40 protein-coding genes are annotated in these 26169 nt (G+C 61.6%); 22 read left to right on the plus strand and 18 right to left on the minus strand.

Annotated elements, in window-relative coordinates:
* Nucleotides 1-319 precede the first annotated feature (319 nt).
* The 3 genes from recA to HNQ36_RS24090 form a co-directional block, all read right to left on the minus strand.
* Nucleotides 320-1408, minus strand: a complete 1089-nt coding sequence (gene recA / locus HNQ36_RS24080; RefSeq protein WP_046827003.1) for a recombinase RecA — start codon at nt 1406-1408, stop codon at nt 320-322.
* 202 nt (nt 1409-1610) lie between these two features.
* The gene (locus tag HNQ36_RS24085) at nt 1611-2006 is read right to left on the minus strand and encodes a hypothetical protein (protein WP_184089977.1); all 396 of its coding nucleotides are present in this window, start codon (nt 2004-2006) and stop codon (nt 1611-1613) included.
* A gap of 103 nt (nt 2007-2109) precedes the next feature.
* Nucleotides 2110-2421 carry a hypothetical protein gene (locus tag HNQ36_RS24090; protein ID WP_184089980.1) on the minus strand — a complete coding sequence of 104 codons (312 nt, stop codon included), beginning with the start codon at nt 2419-2421 and terminating at the stop codon, nt 2110-2112.
* 186 nt (nt 2422-2607) lie between these two features.
* On the opposite strand from HNQ36_RS24090, the gene HNQ36_RS26515 reads away from it, so the two are divergent.
* Nucleotides 2608-2742, plus strand: coding sequence for a hypothetical protein (locus tag HNQ36_RS26515; RefSeq protein ID WP_283809704.1), 135 nt, complete (start codon nt 2608-2610; stop codon nt 2740-2742).
* A 129-nt stretch (nt 2743-2871) separates the two neighbouring features.
* On the plus strand, nt 2872-3150 hold the full coding sequence (locus tag HNQ36_RS24095) for a hypothetical protein (RefSeq protein ID WP_184089983.1): 279 nt from the start codon (nt 2872-2874) through the stop codon (nt 3148-3150).
* A 129-nt stretch (nt 3151-3279) separates the two neighbouring features.
* On the opposite strand, the gene HNQ36_RS24100 is transcribed toward HNQ36_RS24095, so the two are convergent.
* Complete coding sequence (locus HNQ36_RS24100) at nt 3280-3468, minus strand: hypothetical protein (protein ID WP_210312185.1); 189 nt, start codon at nt 3466-3468, stop codon at nt 3280-3282.
* A gap of 192 nt (nt 3469-3660) precedes the next feature.
* On the opposite strand from HNQ36_RS24100, the gene HNQ36_RS24105 reads away from it, so the two are divergent.
* Nucleotides 3661-3846, plus strand: coding sequence for a hypothetical protein (locus HNQ36_RS24105; protein ID WP_046827008.1), 186 nt, complete (start codon nt 3661-3663; stop codon nt 3844-3846).
* Nucleotides 3847-3867: 21 nt separating this feature from the next.
* On the opposite strand, the gene HNQ36_RS24110 is transcribed toward HNQ36_RS24105, so the two are convergent.
* Nucleotides 3868-4134: a hypothetical protein gene (locus HNQ36_RS24110; protein WP_246395515.1), complete on the minus strand. Its 267-nt coding sequence runs from the start codon at nt 4132-4134 to the stop codon at nt 3868-3870.
* 333 nt (nt 4135-4467) lie between these two features.
* Between HNQ36_RS24110 and HNQ36_RS24115 the strand changes: the two genes are divergently transcribed.
* On the plus strand, nt 4468-4722 hold the full coding sequence (locus tag HNQ36_RS24115) for a PilZ domain-containing protein (RefSeq protein WP_184090083.1): 255 nt from the start codon (nt 4468-4470) through the stop codon (nt 4720-4722).
* A gap of 17 nt (nt 4723-4739) precedes the next feature.
* On the opposite strand, the gene HNQ36_RS24120 is transcribed toward HNQ36_RS24115, so the two are convergent.
* Together HNQ36_RS24120 and HNQ36_RS24125 are read right to left on the minus strand one after the other, a co-directional pair.
* Nucleotides 4740-4988, minus strand: coding sequence for a PilZ domain-containing protein (locus tag HNQ36_RS24120; protein ID WP_019196298.1), 249 nt, complete (start codon nt 4986-4988; stop codon nt 4740-4742).
* A 46-nt stretch (nt 4989-5034) separates the two neighbouring features.
* Nucleotides 5035-5364 (minus strand): PilZ domain-containing protein, encoded by a 330-nt coding sequence (locus HNQ36_RS24125; protein ID WP_184089986.1) that lies wholly within the window; start codon nt 5362-5364, stop codon nt 5035-5037.
* Nucleotides 5365-5747: 383 nt separating this feature from the next.
* On the opposite strand from HNQ36_RS24125, the gene HNQ36_RS24130 reads away from it, so the two are divergent.
* The 4 genes from HNQ36_RS24130 to HNQ36_RS24145 all read left to right on the plus strand — a co-directional run bounded on the left by HNQ36_RS24130 (nt 5748) and on the right by HNQ36_RS24145 (nt 8387).
* On the plus strand, nt 5748-6974 hold the full coding sequence (locus HNQ36_RS24130) for a GNAT family N-acetyltransferase (protein ID WP_184090086.1): 1227 nt from the start codon (nt 5748-5750) through the stop codon (nt 6972-6974).
* On the plus strand, nt 6971-7915 hold the full coding sequence (locus HNQ36_RS24135) for a JmjC domain-containing protein (RefSeq protein ID WP_184089989.1): 945 nt from the start codon (nt 6971-6973) through the stop codon (nt 7913-7915). Before HNQ36_RS24130 ends, HNQ36_RS24135 begins: the two co-directional genes overlap by 4 nt.
* A 71-nt stretch (nt 7916-7986) precedes the next feature.
* The gene (locus tag HNQ36_RS24140; RefSeq protein ID WP_184089992.1) at nt 7987-8181 is read left to right on the plus strand and encodes a type II toxin-antitoxin system HicA family toxin; all 195 of its coding nucleotides are present in this window, start codon (nt 7987-7989) and stop codon (nt 8179-8181) included.
* Nucleotides 8181-8387 (plus strand): type II toxin-antitoxin system HicB family antitoxin, encoded by a 207-nt coding sequence (locus tag HNQ36_RS24145; protein WP_184089995.1) that lies wholly within the window; start codon nt 8181-8183, stop codon nt 8385-8387. The genes HNQ36_RS24140 and HNQ36_RS24145 overlap by 1 nt, the downstream gene beginning before the upstream one ends.
* Before the next feature lie 49 nt (nt 8388-8436).
* On the opposite strand, the gene HNQ36_RS24150 is transcribed toward HNQ36_RS24145, so the two are convergent.
* Nucleotides 8437-9231, minus strand: coding sequence for an AraC family transcriptional regulator (locus tag HNQ36_RS24150; RefSeq protein WP_210312187.1), 795 nt, complete (start codon nt 9229-9231; stop codon nt 8437-8439).
* A gap of 173 nt (nt 9232-9404) precedes the next feature.
* On the opposite strand from HNQ36_RS24150, the gene HNQ36_RS24155 reads away from it, so the two are divergent.
* Nucleotides 9405-10664 (plus strand): MFS transporter, encoded by a 1260-nt coding sequence (locus tag HNQ36_RS24155; RefSeq protein ID WP_184089999.1) that lies wholly within the window; start codon nt 9405-9407, stop codon nt 10662-10664.
* Here HNQ36_RS24155 and HNQ36_RS24160 read toward each other — a convergent pair.
* The 3 genes from HNQ36_RS24160 to HNQ36_RS24170 all read right to left on the minus strand — a co-directional run bounded on the left by HNQ36_RS24160 (nt 10652) and on the right by HNQ36_RS24170 (nt 12892).
* Nucleotides 10652-11311: a DsbA family oxidoreductase gene (locus HNQ36_RS24160; RefSeq protein WP_184090001.1), complete on the minus strand. Its 660-nt coding sequence runs from the start codon at nt 11309-11311 to the stop codon at nt 10652-10654. The two genes, HNQ36_RS24155 and HNQ36_RS24160, sit on opposite strands and share 13 nt — an antisense overlap.
* Nucleotides 11312-11434: 123 nt before the next feature.
* Nucleotides 11435-11992 (minus strand): hypothetical protein, encoded by a 558-nt coding sequence (locus HNQ36_RS24165; RefSeq protein WP_210312188.1) that lies wholly within the window; start codon nt 11990-11992, stop codon nt 11435-11437.
* Between the two features lie 60 nt (nt 11993-12052).
* Nucleotides 12053-12892: a helix-turn-helix domain-containing protein gene (locus tag HNQ36_RS24170; protein WP_184090003.1), complete on the minus strand. Its 840-nt coding sequence runs from the start codon at nt 12890-12892 to the stop codon at nt 12053-12055.
* 261 nt (nt 12893-13153) lie between these two features.
* On the opposite strand from HNQ36_RS24170, the gene HNQ36_RS24175 reads away from it, so the two are divergent.
* The 5 genes from HNQ36_RS24175 (at nt 13154) to HNQ36_RS24195 (ending at nt 14989) form a co-directional block, all read left to right on the plus strand.
* Nucleotides 13154-13402 (plus strand): hypothetical protein, encoded by a 249-nt coding sequence (locus HNQ36_RS24175; protein WP_210312189.1) that lies wholly within the window; start codon nt 13154-13156, stop codon nt 13400-13402.
* A gap of 36 nt (nt 13403-13438) precedes the next feature.
* Nucleotides 13439-13840, plus strand: a complete 402-nt coding sequence (locus HNQ36_RS24180; protein ID WP_184090005.1) for a hypothetical protein — start codon at nt 13439-13441, stop codon at nt 13838-13840.
* 140 nt (nt 13841-13980) lie between these two features.
* The gene (locus HNQ36_RS24185; protein WP_046827019.1) at nt 13981-14184 is read left to right on the plus strand and encodes a hypothetical protein; all 204 of its coding nucleotides are present in this window, start codon (nt 13981-13983) and stop codon (nt 14182-14184) included.
* A 123-nt stretch (nt 14185-14307) separates the two neighbouring features.
* A complete protein-coding gene (locus tag HNQ36_RS24190; RefSeq protein WP_170978694.1) occupies nt 14308-14484 on the plus strand; it encodes a hypothetical protein in 177 nt (58 codons plus the stop codon).
* A gap of 58 nt (nt 14485-14542) precedes the next feature.
* Nucleotides 14543-14989, plus strand: a complete 447-nt coding sequence (locus HNQ36_RS24195; protein ID WP_184090008.1) for a DMT family transporter — start codon at nt 14543-14545, stop codon at nt 14987-14989.
* A gap of 35 nt (nt 14990-15024) precedes the next feature.
* Here the strand turns inward: HNQ36_RS24195 and HNQ36_RS24200 are convergent, their stop codons facing one another.
* Entirely contained in the window at nt 15025-15723 is a 699-nt protein-coding gene (locus HNQ36_RS24200; protein ID WP_184090011.1) for an SET domain-containing protein, read from the minus strand.
* 213 nt (nt 15724-15936) lie between these two features.
* Here HNQ36_RS24200 and HNQ36_RS24205 point away from each other — a divergent pair, with 213 nt between their 5' ends.
* Nucleotides 15937-16605, plus strand: a complete 669-nt coding sequence (locus HNQ36_RS24205; protein ID WP_246395516.1) for a hypothetical protein — start codon at nt 15937-15939, stop codon at nt 16603-16605.
* Nucleotides 16606-16613: 8 nt separating this feature from the next.
* Here HNQ36_RS24205 and HNQ36_RS24210 read toward each other — a convergent pair whose 3' ends face one another.
* The gene (locus HNQ36_RS24210; protein ID WP_184090017.1) at nt 16614-17354 is read right to left on the minus strand and encodes a TetR/AcrR family transcriptional regulator; all 741 of its coding nucleotides are present in this window, start codon (nt 17352-17354) and stop codon (nt 16614-16616) included.
* A 110-nt stretch (nt 17355-17464) separates the two neighbouring features.
* Here HNQ36_RS24210 and HNQ36_RS24215 point away from each other — a divergent pair, with 110 nt between their 5' ends.
* The 3 genes from HNQ36_RS24215 to HNQ36_RS24225 are packed head-to-tail and all read left to right on the plus strand — an operon-like array spanning nt 17465 to nt 19001.
* Nucleotides 17465-18034 (plus strand): hypothetical protein, encoded by a 570-nt coding sequence (locus HNQ36_RS24215; RefSeq protein ID WP_184090020.1) that lies wholly within the window; start codon nt 17465-17467, stop codon nt 18032-18034.
* A 43-nt stretch (nt 18035-18077) separates the two neighbouring features.
* Nucleotides 18078-18443, plus strand: coding sequence for a hypothetical protein (locus tag HNQ36_RS24220; RefSeq protein WP_184090024.1), 366 nt, complete (start codon nt 18078-18080; stop codon nt 18441-18443).
* A gap of 3 nt (nt 18444-18446) precedes the next feature.
* The gene (locus HNQ36_RS24225; RefSeq protein ID WP_184090027.1) at nt 18447-19001 is read left to right on the plus strand and encodes an inner membrane-spanning protein YciB; all 555 of its coding nucleotides are present in this window, start codon (nt 18447-18449) and stop codon (nt 18999-19001) included.
* A gap of 19 nt (nt 19002-19020) precedes the next feature.
* Here the strand turns inward: HNQ36_RS24225 and HNQ36_RS24230 are convergent, their stop codons facing one another.
* Nucleotides 19021-19623, minus strand: a complete 603-nt coding sequence (locus tag HNQ36_RS24230; RefSeq protein WP_184090028.1) for a cysteine hydrolase family protein — start codon at nt 19621-19623, stop codon at nt 19021-19023.
* Nucleotides 19624-19817: 194 nt separating this feature from the next.
* Here HNQ36_RS24230 and HNQ36_RS24235 point away from each other — a divergent pair, with 194 nt between their 5' ends.
* The gene (locus HNQ36_RS24235; protein WP_184090031.1) at nt 19818-20114 is read left to right on the plus strand and encodes a hypothetical protein; all 297 of its coding nucleotides are present in this window, start codon (nt 19818-19820) and stop codon (nt 20112-20114) included.
* A 178-nt stretch (nt 20115-20292) separates the two neighbouring features.
* Here HNQ36_RS24235 and HNQ36_RS24240 read toward each other — a convergent pair whose 3' ends face one another.
* Nucleotides 20293-21633 carry a carotenoid oxygenase family protein gene (locus tag HNQ36_RS24240; protein ID WP_184090035.1) on the minus strand — a complete coding sequence of 447 codons (1341 nt, stop codon included), beginning with the start codon at nt 21631-21633 and terminating at the stop codon, nt 20293-20295.
* Nucleotides 21634-21716: 83 nt separating this feature from the next.
* Between HNQ36_RS24240 and HNQ36_RS24245 the strand changes: the two genes are divergently transcribed.
* Nucleotides 21717-22298 carry a TetR/AcrR family transcriptional regulator gene (locus HNQ36_RS24245; protein WP_046827028.1) on the plus strand — a complete coding sequence of 194 codons (582 nt, stop codon included), beginning with the start codon at nt 21717-21719 and terminating at the stop codon, nt 22296-22298.
* Between the two features lie 6 nt (nt 22299-22304).
* On the opposite strand, the gene HNQ36_RS24250 is transcribed toward HNQ36_RS24245, so the two are convergent.
* Both HNQ36_RS24250 and HNQ36_RS24255 read right to left on the minus strand, forming a co-directional pair.
* Nucleotides 22305-22625 carry a hypothetical protein gene (locus HNQ36_RS24250; protein ID WP_184090038.1) on the minus strand — a complete coding sequence of 107 codons (321 nt, stop codon included), beginning with the start codon at nt 22623-22625 and terminating at the stop codon, nt 22305-22307.
* A gap of 16 nt (nt 22626-22641) precedes the next feature.
* Complete coding sequence (locus HNQ36_RS24255; protein ID WP_184090041.1) at nt 22642-24294, minus strand: fumarate hydratase; 1653 nt, start codon at nt 24292-24294, stop codon at nt 22642-22644.
* Between the two features lie 169 nt (nt 24295-24463).
* Between HNQ36_RS24255 and HNQ36_RS24260 the strand changes: the two genes are divergently transcribed.
* Nucleotides 24464-24988 carry a hypothetical protein gene (locus HNQ36_RS24260; RefSeq protein ID WP_184090044.1) on the plus strand — a complete coding sequence of 175 codons (525 nt, stop codon included), beginning with the start codon at nt 24464-24466 and terminating at the stop codon, nt 24986-24988.
* Nucleotides 24989-25227: 239 nt separating this feature from the next.
* Nucleotides 25228-25704 (plus strand): hypothetical protein, encoded by a 477-nt coding sequence (locus HNQ36_RS24265; RefSeq protein WP_184090047.1) that lies wholly within the window; start codon nt 25228-25230, stop codon nt 25702-25704.
* Nucleotides 25705-25731: 27 nt separating this feature from the next.
* On the opposite strand, the gene HNQ36_RS24270 is transcribed toward HNQ36_RS24265, so the two are convergent.
* Nucleotides 25732-26085 (minus strand): hypothetical protein, encoded by a 354-nt coding sequence (locus tag HNQ36_RS24270; protein ID WP_184090050.1) that lies wholly within the window; start codon nt 26083-26085, stop codon nt 25732-25734.
* Nucleotides 26086-26169 lie beyond the last annotated feature (84 nt).

A 26169-nucleotide genomic window follows, 5' to 3' on the forward strand; every position in this document is an offset into this window, starting at 1 on the left:
ACGCTCGGAGCTTCCAGGTCGTCGTCCCCGCGACCGCGGGGACCCAATCCCTGGACTGTGGTTCATGTGTCGAGCGCGCAACGCGCCAAACCAATGCAGGGGTTATGGGTCCCGGCTCGCGCTGCGCTTGGCCGGGACGACGCGGAGAGAAACGCTGTCGCCCTGCTCTTCAAAACAAATCGGGCGCTGGGGATGTCGGCAACTCAACATCCACAACGCCCGTTTGCTTTCCGAAGGTGCGATGGATGCCCGAAAAGGATTCCCGTTCTTTTCGGATCGCACCCGAACCCGGGCGATGAAGCCCGAGCCGGAAATAGATTTAGTCTTCCACAGGCTCCTCGCCGTCGGCATCGCGCTCCGGCGAGCCTGCGAGAATCTGCTCGGCGATCAGGCCGGAGTTCTGGCGGATCAAGGCTTCGATCTTCGCCGTCACCTCAGGATTGGCCTTCAGGAAGGTCTTGGAATTCTCGCGGCCCTGACCGAGGCGCACGCTGTCATAGGAGAACCAAGCGCCGGACTTCTCGACGATGCCGGCTTTAACGCCGAGATCGAGAATTTCGCCCAGCTTCGAGACGCCCTCGCCGTACATGATGTCGAATTCGACCTGCTTGAACGGTGGCGCCAGTTTGTTCTTCACGACCTTGACGCGGGTCGAATTGCCGATCACTTCGTCGCGTTCCTTGATCTGGCCGATGCGGCGGATGTCGAGGCGCACGGACGCGTAGAACTTCAAGGCGTTGCCGCCGGTGGTGGTTTCCGGCGAGCCGTACATCACACCGATCTTCATGCGGATCTGGTTGATGAAGATCACCATGGTGTGGGACTTGTTGATCGAAGCGGTGAGCTTGCGCAGCGCCTGGCTCATCAGCCGCGCCTGCAGGCCGGGAAGGCTGTCGCCCATCTCGCCTTCGAGTTCGGCGCGCGGCACCAGCGCCGCCACCGAGTCCACAACCAGCACATCGACCGCGCCGGAGCGCACCAGCGTGTCGGCGATTTCCAGCGCCTGCTCGCCGTGATCGGGCTGCGAGATCAGAAGTTCATCGACATTGACGCCGAGCTTGCGGGCATAGACCGGATCGAGGGCATGTTCCGCGTCGATGAAGGCGCAGATGCCGCCCTTCTTCTGGGCCTCGGCCACGGTGTGCAGCGCCAGCGTGGTCTTGCCGGACGATTCCGGCCCGTAGATCTCGACCACGCGGCCCTTCGGCAGACCGCCGACGCCCAACGCGATATCCAGCCCGAGCGAGCCCGAGGAAATCGTTTCGATATCCATGGAGCGGTCGTTCTTGCCGAGCTTCATCACGGAGCCCTTGCCGAACTGGCGCTCGATCTGGGAGAGCGCGGCCGACAGGGCCTTGGTCTTGTCCATGGATGATCCTTCAACGATACGCAGGGCGGCGGGGGCCATAGTGGTGCTCCTTATGAACGGGATTCGCCAGCCGGACAAACAAGCTGGCTGGCCTGCTGCCCCTGCGGCGGACCGGAATCAGGATCGATCCGATGGAACAAAATGTACCCCATTTGTTCTAAGTTCGCAATATGTTCTTTTTCGAGGACCGGTACTGGCCTGTTTTAATCCCCTAGTGGCCTATTTTGATTTTTAAAGTGGCCTAGTTTGCGGCGTATTGCTTATCGGTAAGCCACGCGCAGAAGGCCGCCGCGAGCGCCCAAGCCAGCGCATACAGCAGTCCAGCAAGCATCCATGAGGCGGACAAATGCGAGCGCCAAAATCCGAAGGCGCCTACGGCCAGAAAAGAAATTGCAGCCAGCCAAATGGGCCGATTTTCAACCTGACCACGGCTCAGGCCCCAATGTATCAAGCAGAGCAGCAGCCAAGGAATGAGCATTGTATAGTAAGCTAACGCAGCCCCGGCGATTGCCAGAAAGAACGACGGAGTTTCAATGCGCCCGCGCTCAAACGCGATGACGATTGGGCTCCCCACCAGCCAGAACAACAGTGGTGGTATCGGCGGCCCCGCAATTGCAAAAGTCAAAATTCGAATCATGAGGCATTATAAGGCCGCCTCAGTTGGCGGCCCCTTTCTCAACCCATCGACCTGGACATAACGCATAAACGAAAAAAGAGGGCCGAAGCCCTCTTTTCAAAACTCACAAGCGGCCAACGGGGCGCCAATTCCCGCCACCACCTCCGTGACCGTGTCCGTATCCGCGCCCCCGATGACGATCGTAGCGCGGTGCATGGCCATACCGGTGGCCATGGCCGTAACGCGGTCCGCTTCGATAGCCGTATCCGCGCGACTGGTAGCAACGTCCGTAACGGTCACACACCAGGCGAACCTGATCTACGTTCGATTCGATGCCGCTCTTTGTGGTCAAGCCGTTCGGCATCGCTGACGCGGTTTCAGTGACCGCAAGAATGCCGAGAGCGGCAAGTCCAACAAGGGCGAATGAGAATTTCATTTCTTACTCCGGTATGTGATTCAAGTGAGCGCACATCGCCACCCAAACATGACCGCAATATGAGTTCCGCGCCGGTTACCTCCCCCCGCTTCCCGGCGGAGGGTTGTTTTTCGGTTCTGTCGGAAGATGAACAGGCATATAAAGCTGCGAGCGTTAACGTCGAACTCCTGCGTTCGGTAATGCGCGATGTCTCAGCCGGATGATTTCTTCGATCCGCGTACTGAACCGCTTTCGGCGGCAGAGTGGTTCTTTTTATCGCTGGTCATTCTAGGCGGACTGCTTCTGATCGGAGCCACCGTCTATTACTCGCTGGTGTGGTAAGATGATCCCAATGGCCTCGTTTTGCCCCGCGCGATTGTCATCAGCCGTCACCTGTCGCGGCTGACAAAGAATTGACCCCGATTCTGTGCGTCTGCCGCTAGGTTCTCCTGAACAAGGGAGGAAAAGCCAATGCGCTCACTTCTCGCCTCGACTGCCATAGCCCTGCTGATCGGCCTTTCACCGGCTGCCGCGATGTGTGGCGGCTCGGGCCAGCAGGCTCAGAACACCACGGCCCAGGGCGGCATGTGCGGCAAGTCCGCCGCCGTTACGGACCCGATGGCCGACAAGCCCGCCATGTCCATGAAACAGTCCGGCATGGGCATGTGCGGTTGCTGCAAGAACATGGCGATGATGGACGGCATGAAAGCGGACGATCCGCACAAGGGCATGGATATGCCCAAGCAGTAACGCCGCCAGCGGCCCAGCGCGGCCTGACCGTGCGGCTGCCGAATGCGCCAGACATCGAGGCCGCACCTGGCGGCCTCTTGCGTTTGCGGCTCTGCGTGAACCGTAATTTTTTGCTGAAACTGTCGTGCGTCAGGAACCGGAACGGTCGGCCTCGTTCGCCTGTCCCTCGCCCTGCCCGTCAGACGAAGCGGCCGGCTCGTGTTCGGCTCCGAGCAACCGCACCAGATCGGCCATGCTGGTCGTATCCTGCGCTTCTGTCGAAATTTCCGCAGCCGCCGGCCACAGCCAGCGTTGCACCAATCGGATCAAACCAGTCATCGTCCCGCCGCGTAATGTTTCATGTGACAGACGAATGCGGGGCGAGATTGGTTCCTGCGCGGAGCAAAAAAATACGACACACGGGCGTTGCGCGCCTGCGGATCATTTCAGCCAACCGGGGGTTGAGACAGATCATGCACCGGCGATCACAAAGCGGTGTGCTCACACCTGACAGCCAGGAGAGCGTCATCCATGCACAGGACGAACGAGATTTCCATCGGAGAGAAGTGGCAGAAGATCGCGGATGAAACCCGGGACAAGGCCCGCGCGATGCCGCCATGCGAGCAGCGCGACGATCTTCTGAAAAAAGCCCGCCAGCTCGACGTTGCCGTCAACCTGAACAACTGGCTTTCCGCAGAGACGAAGATCCCGAAGTAACGCCGCCGCGCGGCGGGAACTTCACTTCGCGGTCGATTTCGCCTTTGCGGATTTCGCGGCAGGCTCGGTTCGCACCGTGGCCCATGGATCGTTGCTCGCCTTGGCATCGGGGATCTTGGACCGCGCGGCTTTCGCCGCGTCTTCGTTGGCCTTCGCGCGCGCCTTTTCTTCCTCGGAGAGTTCCTTGCCTTCTCCCAGCTTGAACCCCGGCATCATCTGGGCATATGCCGGCACAGCGACGGGAACCATCGTCAAGCCGATCAGCATCGCCACACGAAACACCCGCATCGAAACTCTCCCCGGATCAGTCATCTGTTGTGAGGTTGGTATTTGTTGTGAACCTGGACATATCGTCCGGACGCGCGCCTGCCCGCCATCGACAGTCTACCCCACCGCAAAACGATGGCCAAGGCGGGGCAAGACGCGACCAGGGCGAGGCAACCCCCGCAAAAGGGCATGAGTAGCCGCTGTGCAGCTGTTCCAGCCGGGCCCCAGGCACGAGACCCGGCTCAATGTCGTGAATCAATCCTAAACGCGAGCCAAGGCAGCAACAGGTATCGCTTTATGGACTGGCAACCCGCTGTACCTACGGTGGCGGCCATGACTCACAAGGTCGCGGCCATGACAGACACACCATTGGCGGAGAGGCGGTCGGAAACGCGTCGCCGTGTTTTCAAGGGCGGCGTCATCACGTTCAATGGCGCGGGCGTCGACTGCACGGTACGCAACATATCCAATCGTGGCGCGGCGCTGGATGTCGCCAATGCCGCGATGATCCCGCCGCGATTCAGCCTTGCCATCAAGGCGGATGATTTTATCGCCCGCTGCCGTATGGTCTGGAACAACGGTCAGCGCGTGGGCATCGCGTTCGACTGAACGCCTCCGGTCATCGGCTAGAACGAAACGCCGAGGCGCGGGCCTTTCACCCACACCACGCGGCATTTCTTTTTCGATCCGGCGTAGAGCAGCTCGAACCTGTCCGGCAATGGCATGCGGGGTACAACCTCGAGACATGCGCCGCCCGCGGAATAATCCACGACGTTGCAGCCGATCACCGGGGATTTCGGGTCGACAATGATCTTGGCCGTGCGGGAGAGATTTCCCGAAGGCCGGACGCGGCTAAAGCGACGATCTTGATGCATGAGGGCTCACACCTCGGACTCTCACAACGCTCTTGCGGATCTGACGTCAGGCCAATCCTTCTACCGACACCCGTCGCGCAGATGGGGATGCAGACTTCTTCTTGACGTCAGGTCTCAGAAAAATCACGCCGATCTGGTCGCCGTTCACCCGCACCATCTTGCATCGCCGGTAAGCGAGACCGGTCGAGGACAGCAGCAGGAAAAATTCCTTCAGATCGAGATCGCCGACGGAGCCATCAACTTTCAGCAAGGCGCCGCCTTCGGATACATCCAGCATCCGGCACGACCGGCGCCAGGTGCCGTCGATTCCCATGATCTGCACATCAATGCCGCGTTCGAAATCGATCCGCTGGCTCTTACGAAGTTCCTTGCCCATTGCGACCTCCGTGGAGATTGCTGCCTGGTAGAATTGCGCTCCGAGAATCTCGGTTTACAAAAACTGACTTCTTAAAATTCCCACCGCCGCTGAAATTTCACGCAGGCGGTGTCATGGTAATTCTACACTGCGCGCAATTGCTTAAATTTTTCCTGCGCGCTGTCGTTTCCAACCAAATGATACCGGCAACGGCTGTCACGCCTTCGTGAGCGCGCCAGCATCGTTAACAACCGATGAAAAAAGCGCGCCGCATTTAACCCTAATCCAACATCCGATTTTGATGTTTGGCGCATACCGTCGAAAATCAGGGACGCCAAAAAACAACAACGCACGCAGCTCCGAAAGGCCGCATGCCGAAGAACACGTGGAATGGGATCAGGGACGTGGTCGAGATTGCCAATGCAACACAAGCCGCCGCGCGCCGCGAGGTGAGTTACACCGTTGAGCGAACGGGCGACCGTTCCGCGGCTGAATCAACCGCCGCGCTCACACCGCTCGACATGGTTTCCACTGAGCGCTGGCGCCGCCTGAGCGACAACGCCGTTGAGCCGAACGGCTATTATCTGCCCGAATGGAAGCTCGCTGTGAATGCGTCCGCGCAGGGACGCACCAACGTCCGCGCTCTCACAGCCACAACAGCGAACAACGACAGTCCGCGCCTGATCGGCCTGCTGCCGGTGATCTCCGCCTGGCGCGCCTACGGCCTTCCCCTGCCCGCGCTGGTCAGCGCCGATCCTTACGGCACACTCGCCACGCCATTGCTCGATCGCGACCAGGCCGACGAGGCCGCTGCCGAACTGATGCAACAGGCACGCAATGCCGGCGCGCATGCGCTGATCCTGCGCGACATCCCGCTCGAAGGCTTCGCGATGGCGGCGTTGACCCGCGCACTGGCGTGCCGCGGGCTGAAGCCGCGTATCCTGCAAAGCCATGCGCGCGCCAGCCTCGACGCAACACGCAGCGCCGACGATCTGCTCCGCGACGCGCTCGGCCCGAAAAAGCTGAAAGAGCTTCGCCGCCAGCGCAACCGGCTCGCCGAACATGGCGATGTGATCTTCACGATTGCGACCGCGCCGAGCGAAATCAAACGCGACCTTGGAATTTTCCTCACCCTCGAAGCCAGCGGCTGGAAGGCCAAGCGCGGCACGGCGCTGGCGCAGCACGACGGTGACGCCGCTTTCGTCCGCCGCGCGGTGTTTGACGCCGCGGCACGCGGCAACTGCGAAATCGTGACGCTGCATGCCGGCGAAACGCCGGTGGCCTCCGGCATCGTGCTCCGGCACCTCGACCGCGCCTTCTATTTCAAGCTCGGCGTCGACGAAAACTTCGCCAAATGGTCGCCCGGCGTTCAGTTGACGCTGGAGCTGACGCGGCACATGTGCGCCGATGACACGATCACGATGGTCGATTCCACCGCGATCCCCGGTCATCCCATGATCGATCCGATCTGGCGCGGGCGCCTTGTCATCGGCGACGTGCTGATCCCGCTTAACCGCCGCGATCCGTTTGTGCCGGCCATTCGGCTCGGCCTCGCCTTGCGCAAGCTCGCCCGCGAGCCGGCGCGCCGCCTTGTTCACACCATCAGAAAACTCCGGGAGACACGCGCATGAACGTCGCCTCAAGCATTTCGCCGGTCATCACCGCCGACAATGAATCGCTGAAGCGGGATTTTCCGCTGAAGCCCTTCGCGATCCGCCACAAGCTTGCGGGCCATCCGCTGCTGACGCTGTCGCGCATCGCACAGCTTGCCTCGGACATGCCGCGCGACCTGATCGAGTACAATTCCGGCGACGCCTCCGTCAGCCAGGATCCGGACAAGGTGAAGAGCGTCGATCTCGATCCGGTCGAGGTCGTCAATCGCATCCAGACCGCCGGTGCATGGATGGTGCTCAAGCGCGTGGAAAAATCCCCTGAGTATCGCCAGCTGCTCGAAGACGCGCTGACGTCGGTGGCCCGTGCACGCGGCTTCAAGAGCATCGAGGATGCCGGCTTCTCGCAGATCGAAGGCTTCCTGTTCGTGTCGTCGCCGAATTCGACCACACCGTTCCACATGGACGCCGAAGACAACTTCTTCGTGCAGATCTACGGCGAGAAGATCTTCGCCGTCTACGACAACCGCGACGGCAAGATCGCCGACGACGCGCAGGTCGAGCATTCCACCGTCAAGCACCGCAACGTGCCCTTCAACGAGAGCTTCCGGCCGCGCGGGATCGAGTTCAACCTCGACGCTGGCGACGGCTGCTACATTCCTTATCAGTGGCCGCACTGGGTGAAGACTGCAGGATCGCATTCGATCTCGCTGGCGATCACCTGGAAGACCGAGGAAGTGCGTCGGCTGAACGACCTGCATCGCTTCAACTCGATGCTGCGCGGCATCGGCCTGCCGCAGGCCGCTCCCGGCGCGAAGCCGGGGCTCGACGCTGCGAAGCTCGCGGTCTACCGCACCGCCGCCGCGATCATCGAACCGCTGCGCGGATCGGAGACCATGCGCCGGATCATCCGCCGCATCGCCCTCGGCAAGAATGCCAATTACTATCTGAAGAAGGCGTGAGATAGCTTCACCGGCAACCTGTCGCTTGTGACCACCGACGACACTCGCTAAACTCTGGCGAGGGGCGAGACGTGAAGGTCAAGGATGCCATCGCATTGCTGGAAGGTGACGGATGGTACCTCGTGGCCACCCGTGGCTCCCATCGGCAATTCAAGCATCCGATAAAGCCGGGGCGGGTGACGGTCGCCGGAAAGCCCTCGGACGACCTTGCGCCGGGTACTTTCAACAGTATCTTGAAGCAATCCAGTCTTAAGGAAACCCGCTGATGCGCTACGCCGTGGTTATCGAAAAGGCGTCGGGAAATTATTCGGCATTCGTGCCCGATTTGCCCGGCTGCATTGCCACGGCAGAGACTGTAGCTGGCGTCGAAGCCGAAATTCGCGAAGCGATCCGATTTCACATTGAAGGCATGAAGGCTGACGGCCTGGACGTTCCGGCTCCTACCAGTCTCGCGGAGTATGTCGAAACGTAGCTTGGTTTGCGAGAATCTCATCCAAGTCTGCACAGCCGTTAACTGCCCTTCATCCTGTCGCCCCTTCTCCCCTTAGCGAACTTGGCGGCTGGCCCATCGCCTTACGGAACGCCGCCGAGAACGCGCTCGAACTGCGATAGCCGTTGCGTTCCGCGACGCGCGAGATCGGCTCGCCCGCGACAATAGCTTCCAGCGCGTTGTGGAAGCGCACGCGCTGCCGCCATGCCGCGAAGCTCAATCCCAGTTCAGCCTCGAACAGCCGCGCCAGCGTCCGTGCCGACGCGCCCGCCGTATCGACCCAGCTATCCAGCGTGAGACGGCTTGCCGGATCGGCCAGCAGTGCGTTGCAAACCCGCAGCAGGCGCGGATCGCGCGGCATCGGGATCACCAGCGACAATCGCCGCGCGCTGGCGATTTCCGCCAGGATCAGAAACGCCACCGCCCCCGCGCGCCCCTGCTCGTCATAGATCACGGGCTCCTCGATCAGCGCCAGCACCAGTTCACGCAACAAACCCGAGACTTCCAGCACGGTCGGCGTAGCCGGCAAGTCGTCATGGGCATCGCGCACGATGTAGAGCGTGCGCATCTCGACGTGGCCGCGAATGCTGATCGAATGTTCCGTGCGCGCGGGCAGGTACACCGCGCGATCCGGCGGCACGATCCACGCCTCGGTCGCGGTGCGGACGCGCATTGCGCCGGTCACCGCGTAGACGAGCTGGTCGCGGGCGTGATGGTGCGGCTCGATCTCGAAGCCGTCATTGAAGCTTTTCGACATCGCCGCGAGCGGGCGCGGCACGAACTGATAGTCGTTGGCATTGGTGCTGCGGCGTGGACGCGGGGTCATGGCGGCAACCCTTAATGGCAGATTTTCGACGATTTTTGGCATGACAGCGCCATCGTGCCAAGGGTACTTTTGGAGGCAGAATCAGAAGGCATGATCCCGAAAAGCATGCCCTCGGGCACGACCCGAGGGTGGGTACCGGCTTTCGGACCAGATCATGCCCAACAGGGCCTCCCATGACGCGTGACCGCATCCATTTCCTGTTCCTGAATATCGGCCACTATCTGGACCACCTGTTCACGCTGATCTTCGCGACGGTGGCGGCACTCGCGCTCTCGCGCGAGTGGGGATTGAGCTACGGCGAACTCCTGACATACGCGACGCCGGGCTTTTTCGCCTTCGGCCTGTTCGCGCTGCCCGCCGGATGGCTCGCCGACAAATGGAGCCGCGAGGGCATGATCGCGGTGTTCTTCGTCGGCATCGGCGCCTCGTCGATCGCGACCGCATTCGCGCAGACGCCCTTGCAGATGGGCATCGGTCTGTTTGTGGTGGGCGTGTTTGCCGCGATCTATCATCCGGTCGGCCTCGCCATCGTGACTCAGCGCTGGAAGAACACCGGCATGCGCCTCGCCGTGAACGGCGTCTGGGGCAATCTCGGCGTCGCCAGCGCGGCGCTGATCACCGGTTACTTCATCGACAACGGCGGTTGGCGCATGGCCTTCGTGGTGCCGGGCGTATTCTCCATCATTATCGGCGTGCTTTACGCAGCCCATCAGTGGAGCGAGGTTTCCACTGCGCACCAGAAGGCCCCGGTACCCGCTGCCGCCGCTCCTGCGCAGTCCTCCGACATGAAAGCGCTGATCCTGCGGATTTCCGCGATTGTGTTTCTCACCACGGCGGTCTCCAGCCTCGTGTTCCAGTCGACGACCTTCGCGTTGCCGAAAATCTTCGACGAGCGGCTGCAAGGCATCGCGACCGAGATGACGCAATGGCTGTCGGCAAGCGGCGTCACAGCCGCCAAGGGCGACATCGCGACCATGGTCGGCGCATTCACCTTCATCGTGTTCGCGGTCGCCTCGCTGGCGCAGCTTGTTGTCGGCAGCCTGCTCGACAAGCTCGGGCCCCGTACCGTGTTTCTGATCGTCGCCGCGATCCAGATCGTTTTCTTTGCACTGATGCCTGGCCTGCGCGACGCATGGGCGCTGGCGGCGGCGTTTGGCTTCATGCTCGGCGCGTTCGGGCAAATTCCAATCAACGATTTCATGATTGGCAAGATGGCGAGCGGCGAAGCCCGCGCGCGCATCTATGGCGTGCGCTATGTCGTCAGCTTCACGGTGCTTGCGCTCGCGCTGCCGATGATTTCGTTCGTCTACGGCAACTACGGCTTCGACACGCTGTTCCGCCTGATGGCAAGCGCGGCGGCTGTGATCTTCGTTGCGGTGGCGTGCCTTCCGGCGCGGTTGCCCACACCGGCTACCGCACCTCACGCTGCCTGATTGATCTCCGCCGAGATTTGCCGAATCGCGCGGGCGAGCTGGTCCGCCGGCTGTGCGCCCGAGACGGCGTACTTACCGGCAAAGACGAACGTGGGAACGCCGGAGATTCCCTTCTCAGACGCCTCCTGCGCATGGCCTGAAATCAGGTCCACGTCCTCGTCGGTCGCAAGACGCTTGCGCACGCTGTCCGCATCCATGCCGATGTCGGCCGCCGCCTGCACCAGAACGTCCGTGCTGGTGAGATCACCGCCGTCGCGGAAATAAAGCTCCATGAGCTTCTGCTTCATCTGCGCAGACTTTCCGTCGGCCTCGGCCCAATGGATCAGGCGATGGCAATCGATGGTGTTGGGCTGACGCTTCACGCGGTCGGAATTGTACTCAAGCCCCTCTTCCGCTGCCGCCGCGACGACGCGGCCTGCGATGCCCTTGTAGGCTTCCGGCGAGCCGAACTTTGCGGTCAGATATTCGTCGCGCGAAATGCCTTCGCGCGGCACCCACGGATTGAGGAAGAACGGCCGCCAGTTCACGTGCACCGGCACATCGCTTGCCAGAGCCAGCGCATCCTCGATGCGCTTCTTGCCGATGTAGCACCACGGGCACACAACGTCGGAGACGATATCGATCTGCAGCGGCTTCAGGGTGCCCATGGGATGTCCTCGCGAGAATGAACCCGGAAGATAATCAGACAGGGCTGCGAGGCAAGGGCACACGCCGCAGGGCTGACGCTCCGTCCGGCATAACCGCCATATTGATCCCAGAAGGACCGCTGTTCAGGGCAACCGAACTGGCCGGGGGACCATGGTCTGCTTCACATAGGCTTCAATCGCGGAAAATCCGGAAGCCTTCGGCATGCCTTCGAGAACCTCGCCGGGTGTGCACCAGGGATATGGCAGGCCGGAAAGCCAATTCATTGTCGCCGCGAGTTCAGTGGCCGGGAACATGTTCATCACATCGATAGTGATGACCAGTTTTTCGACCAGACCGCCCGAACCGAAATGCCAGTCGTAGCGCCCGCAGCCGACCCGTACCTGTCCGTCGCTCTTGGCGGACATTCCGACCAGCCAGTGGCACGAAAAGTGACGGCGGTCGGCGTCCGACGGACGCGAGAGGCAAACCGTGTAGACGTTTTCGTAGTCGATGCCGAAACGATGAACCAGAACGTCCGCGATGGCCTTCACGCCCTTCGCCGTGGCTGGAAACGAAATGGCGTCGGTCTTCACCACCATTTCAAGCTCGGCATCCGGAGCGAATGCGCGCTGCATCAGGAACGGCCGGTTGCCGTCCTTGGCGAGAATGTAGGTCTCAACGGCGTCAGCGGGGCTAATCATGATGTCCATCGGTTCAGGCGTTGTTTTCCGCTTGTAGGCGATGAACGAGAGGACACGCAATCACCGCGGCTGCATCGCGCGCATCTTGTCAGCGGTCTTGTCGTCCGCCGGAAAGAACGTCTCCAGCGCCAGTTCCGACAGCGTGACATCCAGCGGCGTGCCGAACACCATCGTGGTCGAAATGAAACTCAGCACATCGTCGCCCATCCGCATCTGGAACGGGACCGCAAGACTGTTCTCTGCGCCGACGAGATGCGGCGTCTTCCGTGCTGGAATCGGATAGGTCTTCAGCTCATCATACAGCGCGATCAGCACAGGATCGGCGGTTGCCTCGCACTGGCGATGCAGGCGCTCCAGCAGATGCGCGCACCACTCGGCCAGATTGACGGTGAGCGGCGCGATCCCCTGCGGATGAAAACTCAGGCGCATCACGTTGATGGGCGGCGCCAGCAGTGACGGCGTGACGCCGGTGAGGAACGGCGCGATCATCGCGTTGGCCGACACCAGATTCCAGTGCCGGTCCACCGCCAGCGCCGGATAAGGCTCGTGCGCCTTCAACACGGTTTCGACCGCCTGACGCGCCGCGGCCAGCGCGGGATCGTCGAGCGAGCGATTGGGAAATGCCGGCGCAAATCCCGCGGCCACCAGCAAAACGTTGCGCTCGCGGAGCGGCACGTCGAGCCGCTCGGCAAGGCGCAGCACCATGTCGCGCGACGGCGCGGCGCGGCCGGTTTCAACGAAACTCAGATGCCGCGCGGAAATCTCGGCATCGCCCGCAAGATCGAGTTGGCTGAGATGCCGGCGCTGCCGCCACTCGCGCAAATGATCGCCGAAGGCGTTGGGTCTGGCCTTGGCGGCGGATTTGACGGCGCGGCGCGCCGAAGACTGTGGGTTCATCATGGCTGAAACCTAGTGTCCCGAATCCGACGTTCGCCCCACTTGCAGCGCCCTCTTAGCGAACGTCGGATTCGAAAGGACACTAGGAAATTATAACTTGTAGCGTGGCTTTGGTTCGCTAGTCCGCAAACGGATCCCCGTTTGAGGACGATGCGGACTAGCGAACCGCCACGCTACCATGCAGATTTCGCACGTTCCATTACCTGCAAGGTAATCGATTTGGTCCCGCCACCGGATCATCTTCCGCACCACAGGAGATGACCGATGACCACGCATGACCGCCCAACGAGCCGCCCAACCGCCGCCATCAGCCGTCCCGCCGACGCCTTCAATTGGGCCCTCCGGCTCGCGACACGGATGACGGCGCGCTCACTCAACATGCCCGAGCCTCTGCTCCACCACACCGGCGCGTTCGTGTTTGCGCATGTCGCTGCCGCTGAGCGGCGCGCCGTGAAAACCCTCTGCCCGTTCACCCTGCTGCGTCAGGCCCTCGCCCGCCGCCGCAAATCCTGATCGTCCAACCACCGACCAACCCAAAGGAGAACCATCATGATCAATCCGTCCCTGTTCCTTCGCCGCGCTCTTCAGATCGACGCCATCTTCAGCGGAGCCGCCGCGCTGCTGCTGGTGTTCGGCGCCGGTTTCCTTGCTTCACTGCTGAACCTGCCTGAAGCCTTCCTGCGCAACACCGGCCTCGTCCTGGTGGTGTTTGCGCTGGGCGTCGGCTACCTCGCCTCGCGCGACATGATGTCGAAGACGGCGGTATGGGCCGTGATCGCCATCAACGCGGTCTGGACCATCGACAGCATCGTGCTGCTCGCCAGCGGCTGGGTCTCGCCCAATCTCCTCGGACAGGCTTTCATCGTGATGCAGGCGATCGCCGTCGGCGTGTTCGCCGAGCTGGAGTTCGTCGGGCTGCGCAAGAGTGCGAGCGCCGTCACGGCCCGCTGAGGGTCATTATCCCGAAACAAATGCCGGGCCGGATACGCCATCCGCCCGGCATTTTCCCATTCGATAAAAGTTTATCGATCTCCGTTCCGGCCATTTAATTCAAACCGGCTAGCTTCCGCGTGTCGCCATGGGAGCCGAATATGTCGGTTATTGAAGCGGAATTTGGAATGACCACCGAAGACACGTTCGATCATCGCCTGCCGCTCGTCCTGCTGCGCGAACGGCGCCGCGAACTGGTGATGCAGATGGGCTCGGGAGCGCCTTCGATCTCCAAGGCCCTGATTCAGGAAATCGCGGCCGTTCAGCAGACCATCAAGGCTGTCGAAGCCGTCATCGCCGAATAACGGATCGAGCCGGCGCAGTATTCATCCACAGCCTCAAGCGGCCATGCCCTTGCCGGGAGCGCCGCGGGCAGGCTTCAGTCCCCTCACCGCAATCGTGCGGCGCATCTAGTCCGGGGACTTGCCATGAATCTCAGCGCGCCATCTTTTCCGATTTTCCTCGTATCGATCATTCTCGCCATTCTCGCCGCGCTCACGGTCTATGCGCGGGTCAAAATCCCGTTCATCAGCGGCCACGGATTTGCGACGCTGGGGATCAGCTATCTGCTGCTGCTGGCCGGCAACATGTTCAAGGGCCTCTAGTGTGGGACACTAGATCGCGCTCGCGCGTTCCACGGCGAATTTGAACCGAGGCAGAAAAATGCTCAACGTGGCCTTCCCCATCGCGCTCGCTTTCGCGGCGGGCATCAGCATTGTCATTCAGCAGGCTCTGAACGCAAACCTGCGGACCGCACTCGACTCGGCCGCGTGGTCCGGCTTCGTGAGCTATTTTGTCGGTGTTCTATGCATGGCCTTGCTGGCGATTGCGTTGCGCGACCCGATTCCGTCGGCCAGCGTCGTGAGCCGCATCCCTTGGTGGGCATGGAGCGGCGGTCTCTTTGGCGCTATCTTCATCGGCCTGGCGATCTATCTGGTCCCGCTCCTTGGCGCGGCCACGTTCATTTCGATTCTGATCGCCGGTCAGATGATCGCATCGATCACCTTCGACCACTTCGGCTGGCTTGGCCTTGCGCAACGTTCGATCGATTTGCCGCGCCTTCTCGGCGCGGCGCTCCTGATCGCGGGCGTGGTTCTTATCCGGCGCTGACCGAAGGCCTGCCGCCGGAAACCGGAATGTGGAGTTTATGACGCGCGGTTCGCGCGAGCCGGGCTTTTTGGCTGTACGCGCCCAAGCGGCTTGGTCCGTGCCGCCTTGGTCTTGGTCGGCTTGCCGGTGCCCCGCGCATGCGCGTTGGCCTTGACGCCGCTGAGCGTGTTCCGCTTTGCCGCCTTCGACGTCGTAACCTTGGCAGCCGCCTTCTTTTTGCGAGCGTCCTTGGCCGCCTGCTTATCCGCCTTTTTGGCAGCCTTCTTCTCGGCCTTCAACTTCAGTCGCAGCTTTTCGGCGCGGGCCTCGGCGCGCTTTTTCGCCCGCTTCTTCTCGCAGTGATCGCACTTGCAGCCGATGGGCTTGAGGAAAATCTTGAAGTAGTCGGTGCCGTAATCGTAGTTGATTTCCTCGCCCGGCTCGATGGTCTTGATGGCGCGGATCACGACCTTGCGCTTGCGCGAACTAACGTCGGACTCGGCATTCGGCCTGCAGGCGTGGTTGATGTAGCGGGCGATGTTCTTGCGCACCGACCCGTCGATGGTCCAGCGATTGTTGATTTCGAACAGATACTTGTTGTCGATGTCGTCGTGCTTCTTGTTCTTCGAATCAAGCATCGGCCCGAAATAGCGGATGATCTTGCTGCCCTTCTTGATCTTCTGGGTGGCGAAGAGACCGAGCCCGGTTTTGGACCGGCCGATGCGATAGGGCTTGCTGGACGAGATTTCGGGCATGGCTCACTGCAAACGAAACGAGGACAACTGAACGAGGACACATAAAGCGCGCTGACAGTGCTTCTAATGCGATTCCGCTCATGATGACACGTTTTTCGCACGCACAGCATGAACGATCCACACGCCTGATACGACCAAAGAGACTATCCGTGTGACAACACGGCCTTTCATAACGGGTTCCAGATCATGCCGGGCGACGACCGATGCATTACGATGACATCTTTGCTGCTGGCCTGCGTGTATGCGGGCCTCATGGGTCCTGCGTCCGGGCAAACCGCTCAAAATATCAGCAACTACAGCTCAACCGCCGAGAAGGATTGCCGGAAACTCAAGGGCGGCAGCGCCGATGACGACGGCGGAACGCGGATCTGTCCCGGTCCTTCGGGACTTGTTGTCGTGGTGAGCGAAGGCGACCTGCGCGAGACCGTCTCGGTTGGGCGGAATGCGAAGGAAGCTTCCAGCGAACCTGCCGCGAAAGCCTGGTTCGGGCCGTTCAGTTCAACCACGCCGACCATTGAATGGCGCCGGACCGCCAAGGACAAGCCGCCTTTCGCGATGATCCAGCGCTGGCATCTGGCCGATATCGAGGATGAGGGTAAGGACGGCCGCCCGATTGCCAAGCAGCTTCTCGTGCTGACTAGGCTGCAGCCCGGCAGCGCGTATTCCGCAGAAGTGGGCACCGGTTCTGCGAACAGAATACGCGCAAACTCTGAAAATGCGGTGTGTCACGTCGCGTACATCGACGTGAAGGCCAATGCCAATCCGAATGATCTGGCCCGCGAGGCCGCGGACACCATCGCCCGTGACTTCAAATGCGGAACTGACAGGGTGCAGGTGATGGGCGCGAGCGGACGGGCGGTGAAACTGGCGCTGCCGCGCTAGAACTCTCGCTACGCGGGCCGGCGCTCCATCAGCATCGCAGCTAACAGCGTCTCTTCAGTGGTGCCAGGCGGCAGGCCCTGCATGATCGGCGTCAGCCGGCCGTCGAGATAGAGCATCGCAAAGCCATGCACCATCGACCAGATCCGCGCGATGTCGGCCGCCTGCTCCAGCGTCAGGTGGTCAGGCGCGACATCTTCGTGACGGCGGGCCGCAACGAGATCGGCGAGTTTATGGAAGGCAGCGTCGGCTGCCTCCTGCAACGCGGGCCTGGCCTGATCGAGCCGCTCCCCTCGAAACATCAGCTGGAACATGCACGGATTTTCACGCGCGAACGCGACGTAAGCGCTGGCCTTGCGGGCCGCCGCGGCATCAGGTGCGGTTTCGCTGCGCACTGCCGCGCCAAGCTTCTCCGTGAAAATCTTGAAACCGATCGCTGCCAGTTCGCTGAGCAGTCCGGTGACGTCGCCGAAGTGATGCGACGGCGCGGCATGGGAGACGCCTGCCTCGCGCGCCACCGCCCGCAGCGTCAGCCCGTTGATCCCGTCACGTTCCGCGACCCGCTTGGCCGCCTGAAGCAGGGCCTCGTGCAAATCGCCGTGATGATAGGGCTGGTCGCGATCAGGTTTGTGTACGGATTTGGCCGCAGATGGAGAGATTTTTTTCGCAGACAGGCGCTTGGGCAGCGGTTTTTTACGCACCGTTGCAGCTTTGGGGAGTTTTTCCCGCCGTGTTGCGTTCCGAGCACCCATGCACGCAATTTAGGTATGCATGTTGACGGTGTCAAGATTTTCCTTGACGGGCCCTCCGGCGGCGGCTAAATGCATCTTTACATCGTCAAGATATTTTCCGGCAGGCAGCCATGGCCCTCTTTCTGATCCTTGCCCCGTTCGCCACCTTCGCCTCGCTGATGATGTTGACCACGGTCAAGATCAGCCTCGCGGCAAGCGCAGTGGTTGCCTTCGGCCTGGTGTGCCGAGATATGGTCGGCGGCCGCTCGATCAAGATATTGACCACCGGCGCGCTCATTCTTTTTGCATCGCTGGCCGGATATCACCTGATCGCCGCGACCGAGATGCATCCGACCTCGGTCCGCCTCGCCGTCGATGGCGGCGTGCTCGCTATTGCGCTGGGTTCGATCGCGATCCGCCTGCCCTTCACGCTGCAATACGCACGGGAGATGGTCGATCCTGAAACACTCAAGCAGCCGCGCTTCCTGCGCACCAACTACATTCTCACCTGGGTCTGGAGCGCCGCTTTCGTTCTGATGCTCGTCGCCGACATCGTGGCGGTCTATCTGCCCAGCATGCCGTTATGGGTTTGCGCCGCGATCACATTCGCTGCCCGCAACAGCGCCTCCTACTTCACGCAATGGTACCCGAAGCACGTTCGCGCCGGGGTCGCGGCCAGCGCCAGTACGGCCGCCGCCTGATCCCGACAACAGCGCAAATCGTTTCAGCCTCAAGGAGCCTTCAATGGCCCGCACTGCCCTCAAGATCCTTCTCGGCTTCCTGTCGACCGCCGTGTTTTTTGCAGCCTTCGTTCTCATCGGCGACGTTCTGCTGGCGGCAATCGCCGCCACCGCCGTCGTCGTCGTCCAGTTCGTGTTCGGACGAACCACCGGCGCAAAACCCAGCGTCTCGATGTGGGCGAGCCTTGCGATTGTCCTCATCCTCACCGGTGTTTCGCTGAAGGGCGACGACGTGACCGCTTCGCTGGCGTCAGAGACGGACGTCACGGGCTCGGTCGCCAACTGTGCCTGCACACCTGCGGATAAGGTGCGACGCCTCGCGGTCCCGTTCCGACAAACGCCAACGGCACCCGCGCCCGGCGGCGTGTGATACATGGCCGGAGCCCTTCGCAAGCTTTTCGCAGACTTCTTTTCGACCATCGTCTTTCTCGCGGTCTACGCCGCGACCGGCGACATCCTGATCGCGACCGGCGTCGCCATCGCGGGTGCTGTCCTCCAGTTCATCCGCTCGCGGATCAGGCAAGAAAAGCTGGATATCATGACATGGGCGAGCCTCGGGCTCGTCATCGTGCTCGGCGGCGCGACGCTGCTGACCAAGGACCCCCGTTTCGTTCTGCTCAAGCCCGCGATCGGCCATTTCGCCATCGGCACGATCATGCTGCGCAAGGACTGGATGCTGCGTTACTCGCCGCCGATGGTCCGCGAAACCGTTCCCCACATCGCCACCATCGCCGGCTATATCTGGGCCGCATTCATTTTCCTGCTGGGGTTTGGCGTGATCGCCGTGGCCATGACCGGCGACATCAAACTGTGGGCGATTTACGTCTCGGTGGTCGCCGTCGGCGCCAAGATCGTGGCATTCGGCATCACCTGGATCATCCTGCGCGTCGCCATCGCGCGGAAGCTGCGCGCGGCGGCGGCAGCCTGAAGCAGGTGCCAATCCACCATCATCGGCGCCACTCTGCGATGATCTGGCCGGTATCGGCGATCTCGATCTGGATCTCGAAGCGTCGCCGATAAAGGTCCGTCAGCGCATCGTGACTCTCATCGGACGAACTGCAAACGGCATCTGCGGCGAGGATCACGCGATAGCCGTGATCGACGGCGGCCATCACGGACGACAGCACGCAGACATCGGTTTCCGAACCGCTTACGACCAGCGTGTCGCATTGCCGCGCGCGCAGTTCGGCATGCAGCCGGCCATTGGCGAATGCCGAATAGACCATCTTGTCGAGCACGCCCGCCGGCGGGACGAACTGCTGCAGCTCCGGCATCAGATCCAGCAGGCGTGGATCCAGCCGCTCGCGTGTCACGTTCTGCCACTTCTCATAATAGCGGGCCCACGTGCCCGGCAGGTCAGACGCGCGGTGCGGCGTGATGAAGCGCGTGAAAATGGTTTTCTCTGGCGCATGACCGGCCAGCGCAACGGTGTTGGGAAGCACGCGTTCCATCCAGGGGGTCGGCCACGGCCCGTCACGGGAGAACATCCGCTGCATGTCGACGCAGAGATGGACGGCGTGTGACGGCACCTCCCGCGCCAGCTCTCCCATCGCCCGCCTCCTCCCAGAAACGCTCAGGGCAACGGTCATCGCGTCCGGGAGTTCCGGCACAAAATTTGTCTGTCGTATGACAAATGGCTCCGACAAAAAGTCGGGCTCGCGCCGGGAAAATACGCTATATCGGCGGCAGCGTGTGCTGCGCCAAGACCAATTCAGGCTGTGCGGCACGGCAAAGGGGGACAACAATGGCAGTCGATGGAAACTGGAATATCACCTTGAGCACGCCGCTGGGCGATCGCGAAGCAACGCTGACGCTGGCGAGCGCAGGCAACACGCTGACCGGCAAGCAGGCGGCGGACGGCAATGAAGCCGATATCATTGATGGCACGGTGAACGGCAACGACGTCGCATGGAAGGCGGCGATCACCAATCCGATGCCTCTGACCCTTGCCTTCAGCGGCAAGGTCGATGGCGATTCCATTTCCGGCGATGTCAGCATCGGCCCGATGGGCAACTTCCCGTTCAAGGGAACGCGGGCGTAAGACACGCGCAAAAACATTTCAACAGGGTCGTCCCCGCGAAAGCGGGGACCCATACTCCCTGAATGTGCGGCTGATAAGAAGCCAACCGCCTTCTTCTTGAAACGAAAAGCCGGTGGTTATGGGTCCCCGCTTTCGCGGGGACGACGTTTAGAGATTCCGCATACAGCCGCGAGGGCGATCAAACCCCCGGCATCCAGTTGCCGTGGAAGCCTTGCGGCACCCGTGCTGGAAGCATGATGCGCGCGACAGGCTTTGCACCCATCCGCTGGGCGTCGAGGATCGTCAGGTCGCTTGCACCGCGAGCGCGGTCGTAGACGAACCCGATCAGCCAGCCATCGTCTTCGCCCTTGCCGCCCTCACCCGGCACGTGAACGAATTCGCTGGCCATGCCCTTGTCGAACGTGTGCTCGGTGTTCTTGCCGGTCTTCAGATCGTATTTGCGCAGCGAGCTGTAAGAACTGGTCGCGAGGTTCTCATCTCCGGCATCGACCGTGTAGACGATGTCGTGATGCATTCCGGCGCGATCATCGTTGACGCGCGGAAATTCGATCGACCTGTCATCCAGCGTCTGCTCCTGCGCCTTGGTCGCACCCGGCGCAATGCGCCAGCGCCGCAGCACCGCCTTGTCGAACGTCTTTGATGACGGGCCGCCGCGCCACAGTTCGTTGTACCAGGCGACATCGATCACAATGGTACCGTCTGCTTCCTCGAACGCGTTGGCGACGTGAAAAACATAACACGGCTCGATCTCGACCCAGCGCAAGGACTCGATGCCCGCGCCGCGCTTCAGGATTCCAAGCCGCGCGCCGTAAGTATCACTCCAGGCAAACGGCATGGTGCCGCGCTGCGCGGCGGGCATGTCGAACACCACCGGCAGATCCATGAAAATGACGTGCTGCGATGTCATCGCGAAGTCATGCACCATGGTCGGCGCACGGGTGGGAACCGGGATGCTGCGCAAGAGCGTGCCGTTGGCGTCGGCCGCATGATAGGTCAGAAACGGCGGCTGAAAGCCGTAGCCGAAGAAGTGCAGTTCGCCCGAGGTCGGGCAAATCTTCGGATGCGCGGTGAACGGCGTGTCGAGCTTGCCATCGTAGTCGTAGGACCCGATGGTATCGAGTTCGCGGTTCATAACCACGGGCAGCGCGCTCTCGACCAGCGCCATGATCTTTCCGGCATGGGCCATGACGTTGGTGTTGGCAACGCCGGAGCGAATGTCGGGCATGCCCGGCTTCCGCGGCGCGCCGTTGAAACGCGGAGTGCGGACCCAGCGATTGCGGTACCACTCCGCCCGGCCGGCCTTCAGCGACACCCCATGCAGCATGCCGTCGCCGAGAAACCAGTGGCCGCTGTGACCTTCACGCGGATTGGCGCCGTTGCGGGCGTACAGCCCGTTCAGTTCGGGCGGTATCGCGCCCTCCACCGGCAGATCGAACGCGGTCACCTCTTCGTGGACCGGCGCGAGATTGCCCTTCTCCCAGAACGGCTCGCTCTCGGCGGTGGTTTCCAGCTGGCTCATTGCAATGTCCTCCCGACTTTTATGGCTTGAAGTGAACAGTGCATACTTTACGGCCATGCCGCCGTAATGTAAACAGCGGTTACATGAGGACTGCCAAAAAAGAGAGCTATCACCACGGCGACCTGCGCAGCGCGCTGGTGGCGCTGGCGTTGGAGCGCGTTCGCAAAGGCGGCGCGGAGAGCTTCAGCCTGCGCGAAGCCGCGCGCGATGCCGGCGTGACATCAGGCGCCGCGTACAAACACTTTGCTGACAAGGACCAGTTGCTGGCGGCGGTCGCTGCCGAGGCGCTGGCGCTGCTCGCGCATCGCTCGCAAAAGGCGACCTCGGGGCTCAAAGGCAAGGAACGCCTGCACGCCTCGGCGATGGCCTATATCGACTTCGCTGCTGCGGAGCCACGGCTGTTCCGTCTCGCCTTCAGCCGCTTCGGATCGGACGACCAGACGCAAAAGGACGGCATCCCCAGCGCGTTCGCGCAATTACGCTTTGCGGTTACCGAACTTCAGACCGACCCCGGCAAGCCTGCCGATCCGGATGCACTCGCGCTGGCCTGGGCCGTCGCACACGGCATCGCCTCGCTGATCAGCGACGGCATGTGGAAAAAGAACGATCCGCGCGTTGCGGCGGCGCTGCGGCTGTCGTTCAAGGGCATCGCGCCGCAGAAGTAGCGCGCTTTACTTCCTGCAGATCGCCTCAGCCCGCTTGTTGTACTCCGCGATCCCGGTGTCGATCGCGCTGACGTTCTGCGCGCGATTGGAGCCGCTGTCGCAGCGTTCGATCACGCTTCGCTGCACACCCAGCGCCGCGGTGTAGCGGCGATAGGCGGCGCACTTCGCGGCATCGGTGCCGTCCGCCAGTTTCTCGATGCCCGCTCGCGTCCGGCGCACGTTCTGGTCCGCCGCGTCGTGATCCTCGCGGCAATCTGCCATGGCAGCGCTGACGCCGCCGCACATCAGCATCACAACGATTGCAGCAGACGGACCTGAGCGATGCATGCTGCCCCTTCGGAATCTAACCCAGATTCAGTTCCTTGAAGAAGTCGTTGCCCTTGTCATCCATGATGATGAAGGCTGGGAAGTTCTCGACCTCGATACGCCAGATCGCTTCCATGCCGAGTTCTGGATACTCAGTCACCTCGACCTTCTTGATGCAATGCTCGGCGAGATTCGCCGCCGAGCCGCCGATCGAGCCCAGATAGAATCCGCCGTACTTCTTGCATGCGTCGCGCACCTGCGCCGAGCGATTGCCCTTCGCCAGCATCACCATCGAGCCGCCCGCCGCCTGGAACTGATCGACGAACGAATCCATGCGTCCCGCCGTGGTCGGGCCGAACGAACCGGACGCGTAGCCCTCCGGTGTCTTCGCCGGACCGGCGTAGTAGATCGGATGGTTCTTGAAGTAGTCCGGCAGCGGCTCGCCCTTCTCCAGCCGCTCGCGCAATTTCGCATGCGCGGAGTCGCGCGCCACGATCATGGTGCCGGTGAGCGACAGCCGCGTCTTGGTCGGATACTGCGACAGCGTTGAGAGAATATCCTTCATCGGCTGGTTGAGGTCGATCTGCACCACCTCGCCGCCGAGGGTCGCTTCCACCGCAGGCAGATACTGCGCGGGATTGTGCTCCAGCTCTTCGAGATACACACCGTCCTTGGTGATCTTGCCCAGCACCTGACGGTCCGCCGAGCACGACACGCCAAGACCGATCGGCAGCGATGCGCCATGACGCGGCAGACGAATGACGCGCACGTCGTGGCAGAAATACTTGCCGCCGAACTGCGCGCCGACGCCGAGCGACTGCGTCATCTTCAGGATTTCCTGCTCCATCTCCAGATCGCGGAAGGCATTGCCGTCAGGCGAGCCGTGCGTCGGCAATTCATCGAGATAGCGCGCCGACGCCAGCTTTACCGTCTTCATGCACAGTTCAGCGGACATGCCGCCGATGACGATGGCGAGGTGATACGGCGGGCACGCAGCGGTGCCGAGCGTGAGCACCTTCTCTTTCAGGAATGCGTGCAGGCGATCCTTGGTCAGCAGCGACGGCGTGCCCTGAAACAGGAAGCTCTTGTTGGCGGAGCCTCCACCTTTTGCCATGAACATGAACTTGTAGGCGTCATCGCCTTCCGCATAGATCTCGCACTGCGCCGGCATGTTGTTGGCGGTGTTCTTCTCCTCGAACATGGAGAGCGGCGCGACCTGCGAATAGCGCAGGTTGCGGCGGAGATAGGCGTCGCGCGCGCCCTCGGACAAAGCCGCCTCGTCGTCACCTTCGGTAATGACGCGTGCGCCCTTCTTGCCCATGATGATCGCGGTGCCGGTGTCCTGACACATCGGCAGGATGCCGCCGGCGGCAATGTTGGCGTTCTTCAGAAAATCGAACGCGACGAACTTGTCGTTGTCGCTGGCCTCGGGATCGTCGAGAATCTTGCGAAGCTGCGCCAGATGGCCCGGCCGCAGGTAGTGGTTGATGTCCCCGAAGGCCGCCTCGGAGAGCGCGCGCAGCGCCTCGCGCGTCACCACCAGCATCTCCTTGCCCATAACGCTCTCGACGCGGACGCCATCGCTGGTAATCTTGCGATACGGTGTCTTGTCCGCTCCCAGCGGAAACAGCGGGGTGTGCTTGTAGGGCGGGACGGCGGATGGCGCAGGCACAGGGATCGGGGCGTTCATCAAGGATCTCGCGGGTTAAAGAGCGAAAAGCGCCGGAATTTCAATGGTCCGGCCATCGCAAGGCACTGGTTTGAACCGTTCTAATCGCTTTTCCGACAAAGGGAAGATGGCCAAAAGCCGTCTAGGCCCCTTGCAGGGCGGCTGTGCGCCAGCCGGGGATGAGCCAGGGATGAACACCGTGACGCCGACCGCTGCCGATTCCGCCGCGCCTGTGCCGCGTATGCTGGGCCTGCGCACCGTCCTGATCGTTCTCGCCCTTATCGAGGCGTGGTTCGGCATTTCCGACGCGCCGGTCCTGTTCGGCGATACGTCGCATATCGGCTCGGGCATCGGCAGCGGCCTGGTCAAGGCGCATCTCGCGGCGCATCCGGTGCTGGCCGTTGCGGCCATCGCGTTCGCATCCCTCGGCTACGTGCGGCACGCGATTATCGCGCTCGGCACCATCATCATCATGACCTGGCTCAGCGACATGCCCTCTGTCATTGCGCACGGGCTTGAGTTCAAAAGCGCGTTCAGCGCCGTGGAGACCACGGCGAAGGTCATCGCCTTTCCGCTGATCGCCGCCTGCGCCATCGCCTATGCTGCGCACAACGAACACCTCGGCCGCGCGACGTTCCTTGTCGCCGTCCCGACGCTGTTCAATGTCGTCCTGATCGTGGGGTTCGCGATCGGTGTGATGATTTACGGGTTTTGATGCTTCGCTGCTTCCGATGACAGCTTGGGAAGGATGAAGGCGCGCCATCCTCAATGTCGTCCCCGCGAAAGCGGGGACCCATAACCACCGGCGGGTCTGTTCAGGAAGGTGTCAAAATCGGCATCGCAAAACGCGAGGTCAGGGCCTATGGGTCCCCGCTTTCGCGGGGACGACCGGCGGAGAGATCTGCTCCCCTTGCACTCACCCCGCCCGCACGCTTCAATGGCGCGGGGGAAACCATGACAAAACGCATTCTCAGATTTCCAGCTTTCGCGGCGGCCCTTGCGATCACGGTCGCGGCGCTCGGCAGCACCCCTGCCCGCGCCGACCGCTGCGACGACCTCGCCAAGGATCTGGTCAAGCAGATCCCGGACCTCAAGATCGGCAAGACGGTGGCCGGCGTGATCTATCTCGAGCATCCCGCCGTGACGCAGGCCTCGCTCGGCTGTTCGAGCCGCAACCGCAGCAACGAGATGTTCGCCGCCACCGACAAGAAGAAGCCTACGGACGCCTATTACGAATTCCTCGGCACCGCGGCGGCGCTAGTGTTCACCATTCCGAAGCCCGACGCGGTCAAGGGCACCAAGCGCTGCGTCAGTCGCACCAACCTCGTGCGCGGCTACAACATCGACTCACGCTACCGCAAGCTCGACATCCACTGCACGGTCGCAAAGACCGGCGTGCGGATCACCGTGTCGCGCGAAAAGGGTGTGTGAGGATCTTCAGGCCAGCCTTACCGGCATTTACTCTGAACGAACATATTTTCTTAATCCAAGAACATCTTTGAATCCTGAGTGCACGCGAAATTGTGAGGCGTTCTCGTTAAACGTACTTCGCTTGTCTTTATACTTAAATACGTACTCAGCTCCACCGCCTCCCCCGCCTGGCGAGTAGCAGCCTATCAAAGAAAAATCGTAGAGCTGCTTCATTGCGAGGTCAGGATTGTCCTCATTCGTGAGAAGTGACTTTCGCTTCTCCCAAGCATCAAGGAAATCTTGTTTCTTGAATTGTAAGGCCTCCAGATTTTTTAGAACCTCTACATAAAATTCGTAATTCGGAAGATGTTTGTGAATTTCATCTTCCAGCTTGACCTGCACCCCTGAAACGCCCTCGATTTTGAGTTAGGATTTCTGTTCTCCAGCCAGGAGACAGACGATGCGTAAGAGCAGGTTTACCGAAGA

Source organism: Afipia massiliensis, assembly GCF_014203115.1.
Taxonomy (GTDB): Bacteria; Pseudomonadota; Alphaproteobacteria; order Rhizobiales; family Xanthobacteraceae; genus Afipia; species Afipia massiliensis.